We start from the raw sequence: 20353 nt of genomic DNA on the forward strand, positions 1-20353 counted from the left end.
ACAGAATGGACGTGCCATGCATGACGATGCCACCGCCGCAGTGCCGCAGGAAACCGCCGCCCTCATCGATCACATCCTGACCAACTATCACGAAATGCACAGGGCCGACCTCGCATCGCTGATCCCTCTCGCGAGCCGTGTCGAACAGGTTCACGCCGATGATCCTGACGCCCCCAAGGGTCTTGCCCATGCTCTGACCACGCTCGCGCGTGAGATGGAGGATCACATGACCAAGGAAGAAATGATCCTGTTTCCGGCGATGCGCGCAGGCGGCGGGGCGGGCGTCGAACACCCCATTGCGGTCATGCGCGCCGACCATGACGATCACGCCGAATCCATCTCGCTGATCCGCAAGCTGACAGCCGATCTGACGCCGCCGGAGCATGCCTGCGGGTCTTGGCGGTCGCTTTACGGCGGTACGGCGACACTGCTCGACGAACTGGCCGCTCACATCGCGCTGGAGAATGACGTACTTTTCCCCCGGTTCGAGCCCGCAAGATGACCAAGGCCGGGACATATGCCTCGCCGCCCTGCATGGCGGCAGAGGCTGATCCCGCGTATTTCGACCCGCTTGGCGTTGATCCCGAGCAGGCGCACGATGTTGCACGCTGGCGTAGGGCCGAACGGGCACGGCTGGCCGGACTGAGGGAGGGCCTGGTCCAAGCCGGGCGGGCGCAGGTCTCAGACAGGATCGTGGGGCATCTGGAGAGGGTGCTGGGCGACCGCGGGGTGAGGCGCGGATGCGTCCTGTCCGGCTACTGGCCGATCAAGGGGGAACCCGACCTGCGCCCGGCCTTGGCCGATCTGCACCGCGCGGGCGTGACCATCGCCTTGCCGGTGGTCGAGACGCGCGCCGCACCACTGGTGTTCCGCCGCTGGACACCCGAGACCAAACTGGTGCGGGGCGACTGGAACATTCCGGTTCCACCACCTGAGGCCGACGAACTGATGCCTGAAGTCATGCTCGCTCCCTGCCTCGGTTGGGATGGGGCATGTTTCCGGCTGGGCTGGGGCGGGGGATACTTCGACAGGACGCTGGCCGCGCTGCTGCCACGCCCTCAAACTATCGGGATCGCCCTCTCCGCCGCGCGTCTGCTGACGATCTTTCCGCAACCCCATGACATTCAGCTCGACCTGATCCTGACCGAGGGCGGCGTCGCGGCAACAAGTGCAGAAGCAAGGACAGACCGATGACGACCACGACCGAGCAGATGCGTGCCTGGACCGGCCCTGCGATCCTGACCTTCGGGTTCCGCCCCTTCTTTTTCGGCGCAGCGGTCTGGGCTGTGCTGGCGATGGCGCTCTGGGTGCCGATGCTGTCGGGACACCTGATAGTGCCCACCGCTTTCGACCCCGTATCCTGGCACGCGCATGAATTCCTGTTTGGCTATCTGGGGGCCGTCGTCGCGGGGTTCCTCCTGACCGCCGTGCCGAACTGGACCGGGCGCTTGCCGATCGTTGGCTGGCGGCTGGGGATGCTTGCCGGCCTTTGGCTGGTGGGGCGTGTGGTGGTTGCGGTCTCAGCCGGCTTGCCAGATGTGTTGGTGGCCGTGGCCGATCTGGCGTTTCCGGTTGTCTTTGCGGCTCTCATCGCGCGCGAGATCGTGGCGGGCAAGAACTGGCGCAACCTGATCGTGCTGGGGATGCTGGGGGTCTTCATAATCGGTAATGCGCTGTTTCATTGGGAGGCCGCGCGGGGCGACTACGCGGCCCAGGGATTTGGCCTGCGTCTGGGCCTTGGCGCGGGCATCATGATGATCGCCGTGATCGGCGGCCGTGTGGTGCCATCCTTCACCCGCAACTGGCTTGTGAAACGGCGCGGCAAAGTCCTGCCCGTGGCGCCGATGCAGTCCTTTGACAAGGCGGCGCTGGTGGTGCTGGCGCTGGCGCTTGTGCTGTGGGTCGCGTGGCCGCTTGGGGCTTTGACCGGGGTGGCCCTTGCGCTGGCAGGCGTGTTGCACATCCTTCGATTGGCCCGTTGGGCGGGGCATCGGACCTTTGCCGAACCGCTGGTGACGGTGCTGCACGCGGGCTATGCCTTCGTGCCGCTGGGGGCCTTGGCGCTGGCGGCGGAAATATTGGCTCCGGGGTCCTTCGGGATGGCGGGTGCGCAGCATTTCTGGATGGCCGGTGCGGTCGGGTTGATGACACTGGCCGTGATGACACGCGCCACGCTTGGCCATACCGGGCAGGATCTGAGGGCGGGAGTGGGGACCGTCACGATCTATCTGGCCCTGATCCTGTCCGTTTTTGCGCGGGTCGCGGGTGGCGTATGGCCCGAATTCTCCGGCCCGTTGAACACTGTGGCGGGGCTGTTCTGGACCCTTGCCTTCGGCGGTTTCGCTGTCGTTTACGGTGCGCTCTTGCTGCGCCTGCCCGCCACCAAGCGGATCTGAGGCGCGCATCCATGGGATGGTTCGAGTTCGCCCTGGCCTATGTCGTGTTCTTCCTGTCTCATTCCTTGCCCGTGCGGCCGCCGCTGAAGCCCTGGCTTCAGGCGCGGCTTGGCGCTTCTGGCTTCACGCTGGTCTACTCCGCCCTGTCACTTGCGGTGCTGGCGTGGCTGATAGCGGCGGCAGGCCGCGCGCCGCATGTAACCCTTTGGGACTGGGCGCCATGGCAAGTTCATGTGCCGCTGATCGTCATGGGGCCGGTCTGCGTGATCCTTGCGCTGTCCATCGGGCGTCCGAATCCGTTTTCCTTCGGTGGCGCGCGCAACGATCTGTTCGACCCGGCAAGACCCGGCATCGTGCGGTGGTCGCGTCATCCGCTGCTTGCCGCGCTGGCGCTTTGGGCGGCGGCCCATATCCTGCCGAACGGAGATCTGGCACATGTGATCCTGTTCGGCACCTTCGCTGCCTTCGCGCTTCTGGGAGGCCGACTGATCGACCGGCGCAAGCGCCGCGAAATGGGGCCAGAGTGGCAACGGAGGCGTGATTGCGTGGCGGACGCACCGCTCCTCTCGGCGTCCCAGTCGGGAGGCACTCTCCTGCGGGTTGCGGCAGGCATTGCGCTGTACGGGGCGCTGCTCTGGGCTCATCCATTTCTTTTTGGGGTCAGTCCGCTTCCCTGAACGTCAATCCTTGATGTCTTCGATCCAGGTCTTTGCGGCGACGGCACGGGGGAGGCCAAGCGGGCCGATGGCCAGCATCGCAACCTGCATGATCGCCTCAGCCTCAATCCCCTCCGATCTGGCGCGCCGGGTGTGGGAATGGACCGCGCCTTCGGAGCCCGCGCCAATCGCGAGGGCGATCTTGACGAGGCGCTTCTCGCGGTCTGTCAGGGGGCCGCAATCGGCCGTTGCCTTGCCCAAGGCAGCATAGGCCTTCCAGACATCAGGGTGTTCCTCGGCGAGATCTCCGGCGGCGCCGGGCATGGATTTGGTCATCTGTCAGTCCTTCAGGTTGAAAAGTCATCAATCAGTGGATTTGGTTTCGCAAAGCGCTCAAGGTCCGCCTGATTGTCGATGGAGATGCGCGTGCCGGTCACGGAAACGCCATAGGGCTGCAGGCCCTTGAAGGCGCGGCTGAGATTTTCAGGGGTCATGCCCAGCACAGAGGCCAGGCGCCGCTTCTCGAAGTCCAACTCGAACGCAGCCCCACCGCCGGCGTGCCTTTGTTGCCTGAGCAGGTAATTCGCGAGCCGCTCGAGCGACGTTCTGAGTTTCAGGTCCTTCTGCGCCTTGATGATCGAGCGATAGCACTGCGCCAGTTCCGTGACGATCGCACGGGCAAAGTTGCTGTCGGCACCAAAGATCGCGCGCACGTCCTGACTGGGGATCAGCGCGATCCGGCTTTTCTCCAACGTGCGAGCCGACATCAGGTAGGGCGCATCCTTGATGGTCGCGGCAAGAATGAAGGTCGAGATTGGGCGGACAGTCGCCATGCTGGTCTCTCGGCCATTCCAGGTCGAAAACAGATCGACCGAGCCCGAAACGACGATATGAAGAAAATCGCTCGGTTCTCCTTCAGTGATCAATTCGATCTGTGCAGGAAAATTCTGCACATAGGCGCCCCGCATCAAGGATGTGAAATTATCATCCGCCATATGTGCAAAGAGATCGAGCTTTCGAATTTCCCGGTATTCGGAATCGGGCACGTCGTTCTCCCTCCCACATCGCGCGCTTAACAATTGTCACCAAATCAATTGATATATGTCAACCGGTCGGTTGACCTTCGCGACCGCAGCCTTGATCTGCGACCGCGCACCGGATGACATATTTCTGTAAGCCATTTATTTCGTTATCCTTTTCCAGGTTTTGTGATCTAGATCAAGTCACGAGCGTCGCCGTCGCGTCAGGTCTGGCAGTGATCCCCTCACAGGGGTGAACCGCTATTCTTGCCGGAGACCCGCCATGCAGACCGTAGCCACAGCCTCACGCGCCGATCAGACACGCGCCCTGAGCTTGAGCACGATCGCCTTCACCGCCTGTTTCGCGGTCTGGACGATCTTTTCCATCATCGGTGTCGCCATCAAGGCCGAGCTTGGCCTGAATGACACACAGTTCGGCCTGCTGGTCGCCACCCCGATCCTGACCGGATCGGTCACCCGCCTGTTTCTCGGCGTCTGGACCGAAAAATACGGCGGGCGGCTGGTGTTCTCGAGCCAGATGATCCTGACGGCGCTGGCCACATGGGCGCTAACGCTCGCAGACAGCTACATCATGTATCTGATCGCGGCCCTTGGCATCGGCCTCGCGGGCGGATCGTTCATCATCGGCGTCGCCTATGTCAGCCGCTGGTATGACGCCGGCCACCAAGGGACCGCGCTGGGTATCTTCGGTGCGGGCAACGTCGGCGCCGCGGTCACCAAGTTCGTCGCTCCCTTCGTCATGGTCGCCTATGGCTGGCATGGCGTGGCCTATGTCTGGGCGGCGGGGCTCGCCATCATCGGCGTGCTGTTCTTCCTGCTCGCCAAGGACGACCCTGAGCTGGTCGAGCGCCGCAAGACCGGCACCAAGGCACCGACACTGGCGCAGCAATTCGCGCCATTGAAGAACCTCCAGGTCTGGCGCTTTTCGCTCTACTATTTCTTCGTGTTCGGTGCCTTCGTCGCGCTGGCGCTGTGGATGCCGCACTACCTGATCGACGTCTACGGCATCGATGTGCGCTTCGCTGGGATGGCGGCGGCGTCCTTCAGCCTTTCAGCCTCGTTGTTCCGCGCCTATGGCGGCGTGCTGTCGGACAAGTTTGGCGCGCGGAGGGTCATGTACTGGACCTTCGGCTTTTCCCTGCTGTTCCTGTTCATGCTGAGCTACCCGCCCACGGATTACGTCATCCAGGGCAAGGACGGTGCCATCGCCTTCTCGACACAAATGGGTCTTTGGCCCTTCATCGTCACGCTCTTCGCTCTGGGCTTCTTCATGAGCCTCGGCAAGGCGGCAGTCTTCAAGCACATCCCGGTCTACTACCCCAAACATGTGGGCGCCGTCGGCGGTCTTGTTGGCATGATCGGGGGCCTTGGCGGTTTTGTCCTGCCGATCGCCTTCGGCGCTCTCCTCGATCTCACGGGCATCTACACGTCATGCTTTGCGCTGCTCTTCGGGCTGGTCGCTATCGCTCTGACCTGGATGCACCTGTCGATCCGCGCGATGGAGCGCGCTGCGCATGGTGAAGTGCTCGACCAGTTGCCGCAACTGCCCGAGATGCAGGACATTCACCACCCCGAACGCACCGCCATGCCGCGCGTGCTGGAGGACTGGCGGCCGGAGGACCAACAATTCTGGGCCGAAAAGGGCCGTGCCGTTGCACGCCGGAACCTGTGGATCTCGATCCCGGCGCTTCTGCTGGCCTTCTCGGTCTGGATGGTGTGGTCGGTGGTCGTGGCTCGCTTGCCCGCCATCGGGTTCGACTTCACCCCGGGACAGCTGTTCTGGCTGGCGGCCTTGCCGGGCCTGTCGGGCGCAACGCTCCGCATCTTCTACAGCTTCATGGTGCCGATCTTCGGTGGGCGGCTGTGGACGACGCTGTCGACCGCTTCGCTGCTGCTGCCCGCCATGGGCATCGGATATGCGGTGCAGAACCCCGACACGCCTTACCTGATTTTCCTCGTCCTGGCCCTTCTGTGCGGCTTTGGCGGCGGCAACTTCGCCTCGTCGATGGCCAATATCGGCTATTTCTTCCCGAAGGCCGAAAAGGGCAACGCACTGGCGCTGAACGCGGGGCTGGGGAACCTCGGCGTGTCGGTCATGCAGTTCCTCGTGCCCATCGTCATCACGGCGGGTGTCTTCGGGGCACTTGGCGGGCAACCGCAGACCATGTCCGACGGCGGTCAGCTGTGGATGCAGAACGCAGGCTTCGTCTGGGTGCCCTTCATCCTCGCAGCGACCATAGCGGCCTGGTTGGGCATGAACGACATCGCAGATGCACGCGCCAGCTTTGCCGACCAGGCAGTGATCTTCGGACGCAAGCAGAACTGGTTGATGTGCATCCTCTACACCGGCACCTTCGGCAGCTTCATCGGCTACTCGGCGGGTTTCCCTCTGCTGACGCGCCTGGCCTTTCCCGAAGTGAACGCACTCAACTACGTGTTCCTTGGGCCGCTCGTGGGGGCGCTGAGCCGCGCTGCCACCGGCTGGATCTCGGACAAGTTCGGGGGCGGTCGCGTGACCTTCTGGACTTTCGCCCTGATGATCGTCGCCACCTTCGGTGTGATCAGCTTCCTTGGATTGGGCTCCTTCGTCGGCTTCTTCGCCTGCTTCATGGCGCTCTTCTTCCTGACCGGTGTCGGCAACGCGTCGACCTTCCAGATGATCCCGGTGATCATGGGTCGCGAAATTCCGCGCCTGATGCCGCACTTGGGTGCTGAAGAGCGCAAGCGTCAGATCGCGATGGAGTCCGGCGCGATCGTGGCCTTCACCTCGGCCATCGCGGCTTACGGCGCCTTCTTCATCCCCAAGGCCTACGGGACATCAATCGCGATGACCGGGTCTGCCGTTGGGGCGCTGTGGGGTTTCCTGATCTTCTACGTGATCTGCGTCGTCATCACCTGGGTGGTCTACACGCGCCCCGGCGGCCTTCTCCACGACATCGAACATGGCCGCACGCCGCAGGGCACCGCAGCCCAGCCCGCTGAATGATTCAGTTGATTTCCCGGGCGGCGGAGCTCGCCGCCCGGACCCAGACACCCGAAAGGACAGCCAAATGAGCCATCTGCTCGACAAACTGAACTTCTTCCAGAGCAAGGAACTGGAGCAATTCTCCGACGGTTGGGGTCAGACCACCCGCGAGGATCGCAGCTGGGAAGACACCTACCGGAACCGCTGGCGGCACGACAAGATCGTCCGCTCGACGCACGGGGTGAACTGCACCGGGTCGTGTTCATGGAAGATCTACGTAAAATCCGGGATCGTCACCTGGGAAACCCAACAGACCGACTATCCGCGCACCCGTGCGGGCCTGCCCAACCACGAGCCGCGCGGCTGTGCGCGGGGAGCCTCCTACAGCTGGTATCTCTATTCCGCGAACCGGGTGAAGAACCCGTTGATCCGTGGTGCGCTGATGCGGGCGTGGCGGAAGATGCGCGAGACGATGACGCCGGTGGCCGCCTGGGCCGCGATCCAGGGCGATCCCGCCCTGCGCAATTCGATCAACAAAACGCGGGGCAAAGGCGGCTTCGTGCGGGCCACCTGGGACGAAGCGACCGAGATCATCGCCGCCGCCAACGCCTACACGGCCAAGACCTACGGGCCCGACCGCGTGTTCGGCTTCTCGCCGATCCCGGCCATGTCGATGGTCAGCTATGCCGCAGGCTCGCGCTATCTGTCGCTGCTGGGCGGCACCTGCATGTCCTTCTACGACTGGTACTGCGACCTGCCGCCAGCTTCCCCCCAGACCTGGGGCGAACAGACTGACGTTCCGGAATCGGCCGACTGGTACAATGCAGGTTTCCTGATGCTTTGGGGCTCGAACGTGCCCCAGACCCGGACACCCGACGCCCATTTCTACACCGAGGTCCGCTATCGCGGCACCAAGTCGGCCGTGGTCAGCCCCGACTATTCGGAAGCCGCCAAGTTCGGCGACATCTGGCTGAACCCGCAGGCGGGCACCGACGCGGCGCTGGCAATGGCGATGGGTCACGTGATCCTGCGCGAATTCCACCTCGACCGGCAGGCCGAGTATTTCGAGGACTACGCCCGCAAGTATACCGACATGCCGATGCTGGTTCGGCTGGATGAAAAGGACGGCCACCTTGTGCCGGGCCGGATGCTGCGCGCTGACGACTTCGACGGCAAGCTGGGCGAGGCCAACAACCCCGACTGGAAGACCGTCGCCTATGACGAGGCGTCGGGTCAGATCGTGGCTCCGAACGGGTCCATCGGGTTCCGCTGGGGCGAAGAGGGCAAGTGGAACCTCGAAGAGAAAGCGAAGGGCGCTGAAAGCAAGCTGCGCCTCAGCCAGATCATGGATGGCGATCACGATGAGGTCGTAGGCGTTAACTTCCCTTATTTCGGCGGTGCGGCCACGGGCGATTTCGTGAAATGCGATCACCCCGAAGTGTTGACCCGGAACATTCCGGCGCGCCGCGTGAAACTGGCCGACGGATCCGAAGCGCTGGTTGCCACCGTTTTCGACCTCTTCTGCGCCAACTACGGCCTCGACCGGGGTCTTGGCGGTGACTGGGTGTCCAAGGATTTCAACGACGACAGTCCCTACACCCCCGCCTGGGCCGAAAAGATCACCGGCGTTGAGAGGGAGAAAATCATCGCGGTCGCCCGCGAATTCGCAGGCAACGCCGAAAAGACCCATGGCAAGTCCATGGTCATCCTCGGGGCCGGTCTGAACCACTGGTACCACATGGACATGAACTACCGCGGCATCATCAACATGTTGGTGATGTGCGGCTGCATCGGGCAGGAAGGCGGCGGCTGGTCGCACTACGTGGGTCAGGAGAAGCTACGCCCGCAGACGGGCTGGCAACCTTTAGCCTTCGCACTCGACTGGAACCGACCGCCGCGGCATATGAACTCGACGTCTTGCTGGTACGCCCATACCGACCAGTGGCGCTACGAGACATTGCGCGCGGGCGAGATCCTGTCGCCGACCGCACCCGAGGGCGATTGGGACATCAGTCTGATAGACTATAACATCCGGGCCGAGCGCATGGGCTGGCTGCCGTCCGCCCCGCAGCTCAAGACCAATCCTCTGGAAGTCTCGAAAGCCGCAAAGAAGGCTGGGAAGGAGATCAAGGACTACGTCGCCGAACAGCTGAAATCCGGCGATCTGGAAATGTCGTGTCAGGATCCGGACGCCCCGGAAAACTGGCCGCGCAACCTGTTTGTCTGGCGCTCGAACCTGCTGGGGTCGTCCGGCAAGGGACACGAGTACTTCCTCAAGCACCTCTTGGGCACCGACCACGGGGTGATGGGCAAGGACCTTGGCGAGGAAGGCGGCGTGATGCCGAAGGAGGCCGTCTGGCATGACGAAGCGCCGAAGGGCAAGCTCGACCTGCTGGTCTGCATCGACTTCCGCATGTCCACGACGGCGGTGTATTCCGACATCGTCCTGCCGACGGCCAGCTGGTACGAAAAAGACGACCTCAACACCTCGGACATGCACCCCTTCATCCACCCGCTGCAGGCGGCGGTCGACCCGGCCTACGAAAGCAAGTCGGACTGGGAGATCTTCAAGTCGATCGCCCGGAAGTTCAGCGAAGTGGCGCCCGAGGTGCTCGGCGTGGAGACCGACATCGTCCAGCTGCCGCTTCTCCATGACACCGCCGCCGAACTGGCACAGGCCCATGTGAAGGACTGGAAGAAGGGCGAATGCGACCTGATCCCCGGCAAGACTGCGCCGAACTACATCGCGGTCGAGCGGGATTATCCCAACCTCTACAAGAAGTTCACCTCGGTCGGGCCGCTGCTGGAGAAGCTCGGCAACGGTGGCAAGGGGATCAACTGGGACACCAAGACCGAGGTCAAGCATCTGCGCGATCTGAACGGCATCGTTCAAGATGAGGGCGTGTCCAAAGGCCAGCCGAAACTCGAAACCGCCATCGACGCGGCCGAGATGATCCTGATGCTCGCCCCGGAAACCAACGGCGAAGTGGCCGTGAAGGCCTGGGAAGAACTTGAGAAGCCCACGGGGCAGCACCATACCCACCTCGCGGAGGGCGCACATCACACCAAGATCCGCTTCCGCGACATCGCCGCGCAACCGCGCAAGATCATCTCGTCGCCCACCTGGTCGGGGATCGAAAGCGAAGATGTCTGCTACAACGCGGGCTACACCAACGTCCACGAACTGATCCCGTGGCGCACCCTGACGGGCCGCCAGCAGCTCTACCAGGATCACGAATGGATGCGCGCCTTCGGCGAAGGGTTCGTCAGCTATCGTCCGCCGGTGGACCTCAAGACGATCACTGCAGCCGTCAACAACGACGCGGCTGAGGGCAGCCCGCACGTGGTGCTGAACTTCATCACGCCCCACCAGAAATGGGGCATCCACAGCACCTACACCGACAACCTGCTGATGCTGACGCTGAACAGGGGCGGCCCGGTGGTCTGGATGTCCGAGGTGGACGCGAAGAAAGCCGGGCTGGTCGATAACGACTGGGTCGAGGCCTACAACACCAACGGCGCGCTGACCGCGCGGGTGGTGGTGTCCCAGCGCATCAAGCAGGGGACGCTGTTCATGTATCACGCGCAGGAAAAGATCGTGAACACGCCCGGCTCGGAAAAGACGGGCAATCGCGGCGGCATCCACAACTCGGTGACCCGCGCCACACTGAAACCCACGCACATGATCGGCGGCTATGCGCAGCTGTCCTACGGCTTCAACTACTACGGCACCGTGGGCAGCAACCGCGACGAGTTCGTGATCGTGCGGAAAATGAAGAAGATCGACTGGCTCGACAAACCCGCAAGCCGGTCCGCAACCCAGAACGTGGAGGCAGCGGAATGAGAGTTCGTGCGCAAATCGGCAAGGTCCTGAACCTCGACAAATGCATCGGGTGTCACACCTGCTCGGTCACCTGCAAGAACGTGTGGACGACGCGCGAAGGTGTCGAATACGCGTGGTTCAACAACGTCGAGACCAAGCCCGGCACCGGCTATCCGACGGACTGGGAGAACCAGAAGCGCTGGAACGGCGGCTGGGTGCGCTCGGCCTCGGGCAAGCTGCATCCCAAGCAGGGGTCGAAATGGCGGATCCTGGCGAACATCTTCGCCAACCCGGCCATGCCCGAGATCGACGACTACTACGAGCCGTTCGATTTCGACTACGACCACCTGAAATCGGCGCCCGACATGACCGCGTTCCCGACCGCGCGCCCCCGCTCGAAGATCACCGGCGAGCGGATGGAGAAGATCGAGAAGGGTCCGAACTGGGAGGAAATCCTCGGCGGCGAATTCTCGAAGCGGTCTCAGGACTACAACTTCGATCAGGTGCAGAAGGACATTTATGGAGAGTATGAAAACACCTTCATGATGTATCTGCCGCGCCTGTGCGAGCACTGCCTTAACCCCACCTGTTCCGCCTCCTGTCCCTCGGGCGCGATCTACAAGCGCGAGGAGGACGGCATCGTTCTGATCGACCAGGAGAAGTGCCGCGGCTGGCGGATGTGCGTCTCGGGCTGCCCCTACAAGAAGGTCTATTACAACTGGGACACCGGCAAATCCGAGAAATGCACCTTCTGCTATCCGCGGATCGAAAGCGGCCAGCCGACGGTCTGCTCGGAAACCTGCGTCGGGCGCATTCGCTATCTGGGCGTGATCCTTTATGACGCAGACAAGATCGAAGCTGCGGCCAGCGCCGAGCGCGAGACCGATCTCTACGGCGCGCAGCTCGACGTCTTCCTCGACCCGAACGACCCCGAGGTGATCGCCGCGGCGCGCCGTGACGGCGTGCCCGAAGACTGGATCGAGGCGGCGAAGGTCAGCCCGGTCTGGAAGATGGCGATGGATTGGAAGGTCGCCTTCCCGCTGCACCCGGAATACCGGACGCTGCCGATGGTGTGGTACATCCCGCCGCTCAGCCCGATCCAGAACGCCGCTCAGGCGGGCCAGATCGCGATGAGCGACCAGATGCCCGACGTCCGCTCCCTGCGCATCCCCGTCAAATACCTCGCCAACATGCTGACGGCGGGCGACGAGGAGCCCATCGTTCACGCCCTCGAACGCATGTCGGCGATGCGGCTCTACATGCGGGCCCTCAGCGTTGACGGCGTGCGCGACGAGGCGATTGCCGCCCGGGTCGGCATGTCCGGTCGGGTGATCGAGGACATGTACAAGATCATGGCCATCGCCGATTACGAGGATCGTTTCGCGATCCCCACGGCGCACCGCGAACAGAACGAGCATGGCGCTGACATCCGCGGCGGCTGCGGCTTCACCGACGGCAACGGCTGTTCCACCGGCGAGGCGGGCAAGACGACGCTCTTCGGCGGCAAGAAAAAGAAATTCGCCCTTCCGCAGGAGACCTTCTGATGCTGGACCGTTCCCTGAAAGCCCTGTCGCTGATCCTGAGCTATCCCTCGCGGGAACTTCAGGAGGCGATGCCCGAGATCGGGACAATTCTTGGTTCCGATCCTCGCATCGCCACCGATACACGCGCTGCGCTGCGCTCGTTGACCGATGGCTTCGCAGACGCCGACCTCTACGATCTGCAGGAGAGTTATGTGATGCTCTTCGACCGCTCGCGGACGCTGTCGCTCAATCTCTTCGAGCACGTTCATGGCGAAAGCCGGGACCGCGGCGGTGCAATGGTCAGTCTGATCGAGACCTACCGGGCAGGCGGGTTCGAGCCCGCCACAACGGAACTGCCGGATCACCTGCCGGTGCTGCTGGAATTCCTGTCGACGCGTCCCTTCGCAGAAGTGCAGGAAACCTTGGCGGACGCGGCGCATATCCTCGATGCTCTCGCGGCCCGGCTCGTCCGGCGCGACAGCGGATATGCCGCCGCGTTCGCCGCTCTTTTGCAGCTGTCAGGTGACAAGGCCGACGCCGAAGCGGTGGCCGACATGCTGGCCCAGCCCGATGATGATCCGACCGACCTCGCGGCGCTCGACGCTGTCTGGGAGGAAACGGAAGTCACCTTCGGCCCAGATCCGAACGCCGGTTGTCCGCAGGTCCGCGACATGCTCGCGGCGATGGACAAACCGACCCCGCAACAATTGAACAGGAGTGCATGACATGTTCGGCGACTTCGACATCAACTTCGTCATCTTCGGGGTCATGCCCTATGTCGCGCTGACGATCTTCCTGGTGGGATCGATCGTGCGCTACGAGCGGGACCCCTTCACCTGGAAGAGTTCCTCGAGCCAGCTCCTGCGTCGCAAGCAGCTGATCTGGGGTTCGATCCTGTTCCACGTTGGCATCCTGACCGTGTTCTTCGGGCACCTTATCGGCCTCTTCACGCCGATCTGGGTGCTGGATGCCATCGGCATTCCCTATGCGCTGAAGCAATGGATGGCGGTGCTGATCGGTGGCCCGGCTGGCATCGCCGCCCTGATCGGATCGACCATGTTGATCCATCGCCGCCTGGTCGATCCGCGCATCCGCGTGACATCGACTTTCCCCGACATCCTGATCATGGTCCTGATCTGGCTTCAGCTTGCCATCGGCCTGCTGACGATCACCCAGACACTGCAACACATGGACGGGTCGGAAATGGTCCGCTTCATGACCTGGTCGCAGAGCGTGGTCAGCTGGAACATCAACGCCTGGGTCACCGTCGTCGACGTGCACTGGCTCTACAAGCTGCACATCTTCCTCGGGCTGATCATCACGGCGCTGTTTCCGTTCACGCGGCTCGTCCACATCTGGTCCGGTTTCGCCGCGCCGTTCCGCTACCTGCTGACGCGGCCCGGCTACCAGATCGTGCGGTCGCGCCGGCACCGTCCTCTGGAAGAACGCCGCCGCGCCTATGACAAGGTGCAAGCCAAGCGCGGTCCTACCGCCACGACGCCCGCGGAGTGAGCCAGATGAACGTGGCCCTGTTTCCCGATGTCGTCGTGAACGGCGAAACCATCCCCTCGGCGGCAATCGCCGCCGAGGCCCAGAACCACAGCGCCCCCAAGGACAAGCCGGGGATCGCCTGGCGCAAGGCGGCGCAGGCGCTGGCGATCCGTGCACTGCTCTTGCAGGAGGCGAAGCGGCGCGGGTTGACGCCCGACCCGCTCGAGTTGGCGCCGGGGCGGTTCGAGACGGACGACGAAGCCCTGATCCGCGCCCTGCTGGACGAGGCGCTGGTGATCGCGCCCGTCAGCGAAGGGGCCGTGCGCGCGGAATGGGAGAAAGACCCCGCCCGATATCGTTCGGCACCGCTCTGGGATGTCTCGCACATCCTGTGCGCCTGCGATCCGCGCGACGAAGCCGAGTGCGCCGCGGCCAAGGCACGGGCCGTTGTCCTGCTGACGCGACTCGACGGCGATGCCAAGGGATTTGCCGCGGCCGCGCGCGATAGCGATTGCGGTTCGAAAGCCTCTGGCGGCCATCTGGGTCAGCTTGGCCCCGGCGACACCGTGCCGGAGTTCGAGGCAGCCCTGCGCTCCCTGAACGAAGGGGCGGTGACCCCGGCGCCCGTGTTGTCGCGGCACGGCTGGCACATCATCCGACTGAATGCCACGGCGCCGGGGCAGGTGCTGCCCTACGACACCGTTCGCCCGAAGATCGCGCAGGCTTTGGAAAAGGCTGCCTGGGCGCACGCCTCGCGCGCCTTCGTGGAGAGCCTCGGTCAAGAGGCGCAGATCTCTGGCGCAAGCCTGACGCCGATCTGAACCACGCGAAAGGACGTGTGATGAAACCGTCAGAGACAGTGACGCGCGGAAGTGGCGACAAACCGACGAGTCCGAGCCTGCTCGCAAATCCTCTGGACTTCATCAGCGAAGACCACCTGCGTGAACGTCAGATTTGCGCAGTTATCGACGCGCTGGCAACGGCGGACGCTTTCAATCGCCAAAAAGCGACAACGGTGCTGCGCTTTGTGAACGAGGAACTGAACGTCCACCTGCGCGACGAGGCTGAGGACCTGTTCCCGCTTCTTGCCCGGCGCTGCACAGAAGAAGATGCGATTGAGGGTGCGATCGACCGGATCAGGGCCGATCAGGATGAGGCGATGCGTCTGCTGCCCGAAGTGCGTGCGATGCTCGCCGGTTGCCTTGATAAAGGGGCCGATCTGTCCGCAAAGGAGCGCGGGGTGTTGTCCAGGTTTGCGGGGCACGTGCGGCGCCACCTCGTTGCCGAAAACGCGATCCTCTTGCCGATTGCCCGCGCCCGGCTGACTCGGGCCGATCTGCGGATCCTGTCGAAACACATGCGATCCAGACGCGGGCTGCCAGATTTCCCGGAGACGACCGATGCTGAATGACCTTCTGGAGCGTAACGTGGCGTGGTCGAAACAACGCCACGACGAGGAGCCTGACTATTTCACCCGCCTTGCCGCCCTTCAGGCGCCCGAGTTCTTCTGGATCGGCTGTTCGGACAGCCGGGTACCGGCCAACGTGGTGGCGGGGCTCGATCCGGGCGAGGTGTTCGTCCATCGCAACGTTGCCAACATCGTTCATTCCTCGGACATGAACTTGCTCTCGGCGCTGGAATTCGCGGTCGATGCGTTGCATGTGCGCGAGATCATCGTTTGCGGCCACTATGGCTGCGGGGGGGTCAAGGCCGCGACCGAGGATCTGCCACACGGTCTGGCCGATCACTGGCTCGAGCCGATCCGGCGCCTGGCCCGCGCATATGCGGTCGATCTGGGGCGCGAAACCGACCTCGAAGCACAACGCGACCGGCTGGCCGAACTCAATGTGGTCGAGGGCGTGCGGCGCGTCTGCGAGACGCCGATCCTTCAGAGGGCATGGCGCCGTGGAGCCGATGTCCGCGTGCACGGCCTGATTTACGGGCTCAAGGACGGGCGCCTGCGCGACCTCGATTGCAGCATCGGGCCCGGGCATTTCCAGCCTACCAATTCCGCCGAGGAGGCAGCACAATGACCATCCATCAAGCCATCGCGTCACCGGGCTGCGGCTGTGACAGTCAGGACATGCTTCACTCGCTGATCAGCATCGACGAGGCACTGGCCCGGATTGCAGGGCATATAGCACCGGTCGGCCGGACCGAGGCCCTGTCGCTCGACCACGCCTTTGGCCGCATTCTCGCTCAGCCGGTCCGGTCCCGAGCCATGGCACCGGCTTTCGATAATGCGGCGATGGATGGCTATGCGATCGCGACATCGGCCCTCACTGGCGCCGGACCCTGGGTGCTGCCAGTCGTTGCGCGCGTGCCTGCCGGGCAGGCGGTGACGACACCGGTCGCAGGGGCCGTGGCGGCCCGAATCTTTACTGGCGCGCCAGTCCCGTTGGGCGCGGACTCGGTCGTCATGCAGGAGGACGTCCTGCGTGACGGGGACGCTATTCATCTGTCGCACAGACCTGAACCGGGTTTGAACGTCCGCCGCGCAGGTAGTGACATAGCCAAGGGTGCGACCGTTCTGGACAAGGGCCGCAGGCTCGGACCAAGGGAGATCGCCGCCTGTGCCGCCGCCGGTGCAGGCATCCTGCGTGTTCGGCGCAGGCTGCGCGTGGCACTGCTTGTCACCGGCGACGAGGTACGCCGCGCCGGGGGCGCGCGCGAGGAAGCCCAGATCTGGGACGTGAACACACCGATGCTGACGGCAGGCCTTGCAGCTGCGGATGTGGACGTCGTTGCCTCGGCTCATGGTGCCGACAACCTTGCCGGTCTTGTCCGTGAATTGGGCGACATGGCGGCGCAAGCCGATCTTGTCATCACCACGGGCGGTATCTCGGTGGGCGAAGAAGATCATGTGAAGCCGGCCGTCATGGCATTGGGCGGCGAAACCCTGTTCAGCGGCGTCGCGATCAAACCGGGCAAGCCGGTGTCGGTCGGGCGCATCGGCAAGGCGCACTGGCTTGGATTGCCCGGCAACCCGGTATCGGCCTTCGTCACATGGCAGGTCTTCGGACTGGCGCTGATCCGTGCCCTGAGCGGCGCGGGACCCGCCCCGACCCGACGGCATGTCGTGACCGCAGGCCCAATCCGCCGCAAGCCCGGGCGCTGCGAACTCCGACCCGCCACGCTGGCCGGTTTCGATGGCCATGGTCGCGAGATCGTCTCCTTCGAGGATGCCACACATTCGGCCCGTGTCGGGCTGCTCTCTCCAGCGGACGGGCTGATGTTTCTGCCCGCCGACGTCGAATCCCTGCCAGCCGGTGCGCTGGTCGAATTTCAACCTTTTTGCCAATCCTGAAGGAGTCCCGGACATGAAACTTGCTTACACGATGGCGCCAGGACGCGGCGATACGGATCTGGTGCTTGAACGGCTGGCAGCGAACCTCGCAGCCCGGGGCCTCAGATGCTGCGGAACCGTCCAGATCAACAGCGAGCGCGCCGATGCCGGCCCCTGCGACATGGATGTGCGGGTGCTGCCCGATGGTCCCGTTCTGCGCATCAGCCAGGACCTTGGCCCGCAGGCGCGGGGGTGCCGCCTCGACCCGGCCGCGCTGGAAACGGCGGTCGGGCTGGTCAAGGTGAGCCTTTCATCCGGCGCGGACCTGCTGATCGTCAACAAGTTCGGAAAGCACGAGGCGGAGGGGCGGGGGTTCCGCGACGTGATCGCTGAGGCGGTTGCGATGGAGATCCCCGTTCTGGTCGGACTCAATGCGCTCAACCGACCTGCCTTCGAGAACTTCGCGGAGAGGCTGGCAATCCAGCTGCAGCCCGAACCCGCAGCGCTGATGGCGTGGGTGAACGAGGTGACAGCGTCGGCGGACGAACTGGTCTGATTTCGGCCAATGGTTCGGATCTGTTTTCTTTGTCTGCGGGAATTGCTTGCACGGCGGTCGCTGCAAAAGGGATTGTCCTGCCCAGTTTCCGAGATGGGCCGAGCACATGCCGTGCTATTTGTGGCGAACGTGTGAGACCACGTCCACGTTGGCTGACGGGATCTTGCTGATCCTGAAGAAGCTATCGCGCCAGCGGCTCACCCGTTTCGCTGCCAGTCGTGATAGTATCGGGAGACCGCCAAAAACATCGTGAGATTAAATAATAACAATAGGTTAGAGGGTAGAGAACGTTGGATTCCAGGCCCATCCCCTCCGCCACTTGCCCTCGCGAAAGCGTTCTCCCGATCCGGCTGCGGCCGGATTTTTCAGTTGTTTTCGAGGGTTATGCGGGAGGGGCTGAGCACCGGCCCAGTAGCCAGGAGGCCCGGAAGTGGTCTCTCCGGGCCGATATTCTCCTGACCTCATGACTGCGCCGATTGGTGAATTTCTTGCAGGCAACTGAAATCATGATATTTTCCGGCATCCCATGCTGAGCACTTCGACAGGGGTCGCGTCCGTTCAAATGGAACAGAAATCGAAACTGCGTTGATGGCGCGGCGATCGCTACTGTCATGGGCTGTCGCTGTTTGCGTCCATGCGTTCAACGTCCAAATCCCCGACTTGGCCCTCGGCACGGATCTCCGTTCCCCTGATCGCGCTCTTATCTTCGTGTCCACGAAACCGGCGGCAAGCCACGGAACCGTATGACTTGGGCATCGGCAGTTATTCACGCCTGCTGATCCAAGTTAGCGGCATAGCCCAAGACTTATGCTACTTGCTTCTCATTCGCCTTGACGGGTCCGGTGGGATGGCGCTTGGCAGGAACGTTTCCAAAGGCACCCCCTTCAGACATCAACCCAATTGCCGGATGTTGACTGAGTGGCCCGTTCGACTGCCGCCACCATGTGCCGTGCCTGCAAATATGGGCCAAACTGACCCGGGAGCTGCTCTCAGGTTTCGTCGGCACCCGAACTCTGGAGGATTGACAATGAAGTGGGACCAGATCGAGCGGAAGTGGGAAGAGATGACCCGCCGTGTTCAGCCGCTTTGTTCACTGCCATCGACTGGCCAAGACAAGCCGTCAAAGGTTGGACAGGATGGCTCGTCGGCGAAAGGTCCGGTGGCTTCCACCGACCTCTTTGCCAACGCATTGGTTGCCAAGACCTACGAGTGAACCCGCGCGAAACCACTTTTCGCGTTGATCCTCGAGCGTGGTTGCCACCTGACATCTTCGGGCCGCGCTGGACTTTTGGTCAGGTGACCTCTCCTTGGCTGGACGCTTCGCCGATCCGGGAAGAGATTTTTGGCCCCGAGCGGTTGGCGCATCACGCGGAGAGCCTTGCCCGGGTCCAGAGCATTGCCGAGCGGCCACGGCGGGTTCTGAACCTGACAGTCAGGCTGAAGCAGAATGCGGCGGTTCTGCTCGCGGCCTACCGCTACAACGGTACTGCGCTTCTTGATGGTCAAGCGGTGCCGCTGGCGGCCCAGTGGCTGCTGGACAACTATCACCTCGTCGAACAGCAACTGACGCAGATCGCGTCGGATCTGCCGCCGGGATATTATCGGCAATTGCCCAAGGTCGCCTCGGGACCGTTTGCCGGATATCCGAACGTGAGCGGACGCTTGGTAAAAGCCTACGACTCTCCCCGAACGATAGCTAGTAGTCGACGAAACTCAGAGTCATCAGTATCGCTCTTCCAGAAGTTGATGAAACGCGCCACTACCTGCAAATTACCAGCTTCATAATGACCAGAGCTGTCAATTCGATCCAAAGAGGGTCTCAATTGAGGGTCTGGCCCATCATACTGCAATACTACACCAGAAATGGCACACCTATCACCTGTCTCTTCAAGCAACTCTTTCAGGTGTTTGATCAAGTCCTCTTTTGAGAGTCGGAGGTCTTTTTTCTTGATGGTGCGTTCAACCTTCTGACCGTACGATTGCTTGGCTGTTTGATTGGCTTGCTCCGCCATTTTCCAGATCTCAATGTCTCTGGAGCCCAAGTAATGACCCGTGTTTTGACGTTCCAGCTTACTCAGCCACCAGAGAGCGTCGAGTGTCCAGAGGTCTACCTTTAGGTCCTTTGCAAGCTGAAGGAGCACAGAGTTGATAGCTTCATACTTTTCACCATCCGAAGCGCCAGAGGTGAATGTCGGCCAGACACCTCGATCCCGCATTTCGGGTTCGCTGGTGCCGTTCCAAACGCCATAGCGATCAGGGCATGCCAAAAGCAGTATGGGTGTGATAGTGGCCGCACCGGCTCCGCGCACCATGGAAACACTGGTGTCATATCTCTCCGAGATTGGTTTGGACTCGTCAACCAGGAGGGTTATTGCCTCCTTTAAGGTATCCATATCTTCCGTGGCTTGGCGCCCCAGACGCTCCAAACCTGTCCAGTGGCAATTGTGCTTGAAGCTGAGAAAATCCAGGTAATCTTGCTGGGTCAATCTTTGGGGGTCTCTGAATATCGGGCCAAAACGAGTTAAAGCAACGGACGCGTTCGTAGACTCGGGACTATGTCGGGTGGCGTAGTTATGATTCACGTTGTGCAGGAGGGCTTTGGCGATGCCTGCACCGC

Annotated in this window: 19 protein-coding genes; 16 read left to right on the plus strand and 3 right to left on the minus strand. The window is 62.7% G+C overall.

Going from position 1 to position 20353, the window contains the following annotated elements; all coding sequences use genetic code 11:
- Positions 1–16 precede the first annotated feature (16 nt).
- The 4 genes from DTQ71_RS16050 to DTQ71_RS16065 are packed head-to-tail and all read left to right on the plus strand — an operon-like array spanning position 17 to position 3073.
- Positions 17–502 (plus strand): hemerythrin domain-containing protein, encoded by a 486-nt coding sequence (locus DTQ71_RS16050; protein WP_109565315.1) that lies wholly within the window; start codon positions 17–19, stop codon positions 500–502.
- A complete protein-coding gene (locus tag DTQ71_RS16055) occupies positions 499–1194 on the plus strand; it encodes a 5-formyltetrahydrofolate cyclo-ligase (protein WP_245947597.1) in 696 nt (231 codons plus the stop codon). The genes DTQ71_RS16050 and DTQ71_RS16055 overlap by 4 nt, the downstream gene beginning before the upstream one ends.
- Positions 1191–2396, plus strand: coding sequence for an NnrS family protein (locus tag DTQ71_RS16060; protein ID WP_109565316.1), 1206 nt, complete (start codon positions 1191–1193; stop codon positions 2394–2396). Before DTQ71_RS16055 ends, DTQ71_RS16060 begins: the two co-directional genes overlap by 4 nt.
- A gap of 11 nt (positions 2397–2407) precedes the next feature.
- Positions 2408–3073, plus strand: coding sequence for an NnrU family protein (locus DTQ71_RS16065; protein WP_109565317.1), 666 nt, complete (start codon positions 2408–2410; stop codon positions 3071–3073).
- A gap of 3 nt (positions 3074–3076) precedes the next feature.
- Here the strand turns inward: DTQ71_RS16065 and DTQ71_RS16070 are convergent, their stop codons facing one another.
- Together DTQ71_RS16070 and DTQ71_RS16075 are read right to left on the minus strand one after the other, a co-directional pair.
- On the minus strand, positions 3077–3388 hold the full coding sequence (locus tag DTQ71_RS16070; RefSeq protein ID WP_109565318.1) for a carboxymuconolactone decarboxylase family protein: 312 nt from the start codon (positions 3386–3388) through the stop codon (positions 3077–3079).
- Positions 3389–3399: 11 nt separating this feature from the next.
- The gene (locus tag DTQ71_RS16075) at positions 3400–4098 is read right to left on the minus strand and encodes a cyclic nucleotide-binding domain-containing protein (RefSeq protein ID WP_109565319.1); all 699 of its coding nucleotides are present in this window, start codon (positions 4096–4098) and stop codon (positions 3400–3402) included.
- Between the two features lie 256 nt (positions 4099–4354).
- Between DTQ71_RS16075 and DTQ71_RS16080 the strand changes: the two genes are divergently transcribed.
- From DTQ71_RS16080 to DTQ71_RS23215, 12 genes are all read left to right on the plus strand, one after another.
- Positions 4355–7078, plus strand: coding sequence for a nitrate/nitrite transporter (locus DTQ71_RS16080; protein WP_109565320.1), 2724 nt, complete (start codon positions 4355–4357; stop codon positions 7076–7078).
- 64 nt (positions 7079–7142) lie between these two features.
- Positions 7143–10901, plus strand: a complete 3759-nt coding sequence (locus tag DTQ71_RS16085; protein ID WP_109565321.1) for a nitrate reductase subunit alpha — start codon at positions 7143–7145, stop codon at positions 10899–10901.
- Complete coding sequence (gene narH / locus DTQ71_RS16090; RefSeq protein ID WP_050930785.1) at positions 10898–12424, plus strand: nitrate reductase subunit beta; 1527 nt, start codon at positions 10898–10900, stop codon at positions 12422–12424. Before DTQ71_RS16085 ends, narH begins: the two co-directional genes overlap by 4 nt.
- Positions 12424–13128, plus strand: a complete 705-nt coding sequence (narJ, locus tag DTQ71_RS16095) for a nitrate reductase molybdenum cofactor assembly chaperone (protein ID WP_172500065.1) — start codon at positions 12424–12426, stop codon at positions 13126–13128. The genes narH and narJ overlap by 1 nt, the downstream gene beginning before the upstream one ends.
- Position 13129: 1 nt before the next feature.
- Positions 13130–13915, plus strand: a complete 786-nt coding sequence (gene narI / locus DTQ71_RS16100) for a respiratory nitrate reductase subunit gamma (protein WP_109565322.1) — start codon at positions 13130–13132, stop codon at positions 13913–13915.
- 5 nt (positions 13916–13920) lie between these two features.
- Positions 13921–14715, plus strand: coding sequence for a peptidylprolyl isomerase (locus tag DTQ71_RS16105; RefSeq protein ID WP_109565323.1), 795 nt, complete (start codon positions 13921–13923; stop codon positions 14713–14715).
- A 20-nt stretch (positions 14716–14735) separates the two neighbouring features.
- Positions 14736–15305 (plus strand): hemerythrin domain-containing protein, encoded by a 570-nt coding sequence (locus tag DTQ71_RS16110; RefSeq protein ID WP_109565324.1) that lies wholly within the window; start codon positions 14736–14738, stop codon positions 15303–15305.
- Complete coding sequence (locus tag DTQ71_RS16115; protein WP_109565325.1) at positions 15295–15927, plus strand: carbonic anhydrase; 633 nt, start codon at positions 15295–15297, stop codon at positions 15925–15927. Before DTQ71_RS16110 ends, DTQ71_RS16115 begins: the two co-directional genes overlap by 11 nt.
- A complete protein-coding gene (locus DTQ71_RS16120) occupies positions 15924–17201 on the plus strand; it encodes a molybdopterin molybdotransferase MoeA (protein ID WP_109565326.1) in 1278 nt (425 codons plus the stop codon). The genes DTQ71_RS16115 and DTQ71_RS16120 overlap by 4 nt, the downstream gene beginning before the upstream one ends.
- Before the next feature lie 13 nt (positions 17202–17214).
- On the plus strand, positions 17215–17736 hold the full coding sequence (locus DTQ71_RS16125) for a DUF2478 domain-containing protein (protein ID WP_109565327.1): 522 nt from the start codon (positions 17215–17217) through the stop codon (positions 17734–17736).
- Between the two features lie 1027 nt (positions 17737–18763).
- Positions 18764–18949 (plus strand): hypothetical protein, encoded by a 186-nt coding sequence (locus tag DTQ71_RS23210; RefSeq protein WP_146204879.1) that lies wholly within the window; start codon positions 18764–18766, stop codon positions 18947–18949.
- The gene (locus tag DTQ71_RS23215) at positions 18946–19521 is read left to right on the plus strand and encodes a hypothetical protein (RefSeq protein ID WP_146204880.1); all 576 of its coding nucleotides are present in this window, start codon (positions 18946–18948) and stop codon (positions 19519–19521) included. The genes DTQ71_RS23210 and DTQ71_RS23215 overlap by 4 nt, the downstream gene beginning before the upstream one ends.
- On the opposite strand, the gene DTQ71_RS16130 is transcribed toward DTQ71_RS23215, so the two are convergent.
- Positions 19410–20353 (minus strand): hypothetical protein (locus tag DTQ71_RS16130; RefSeq protein ID WP_211317148.1); only part of this gene is annotated, 944 nt, incomplete at its 5' end. The genes DTQ71_RS23215 and DTQ71_RS16130 overlap by 112 nt on opposite strands.

The organism is Jannaschia seohaensis, from assembly GCF_900116765.1.
GTDB lineage: Bacteria > Pseudomonadota > Alphaproteobacteria > Rhodobacterales > Rhodobacteraceae > Jannaschia > Jannaschia seohaensis.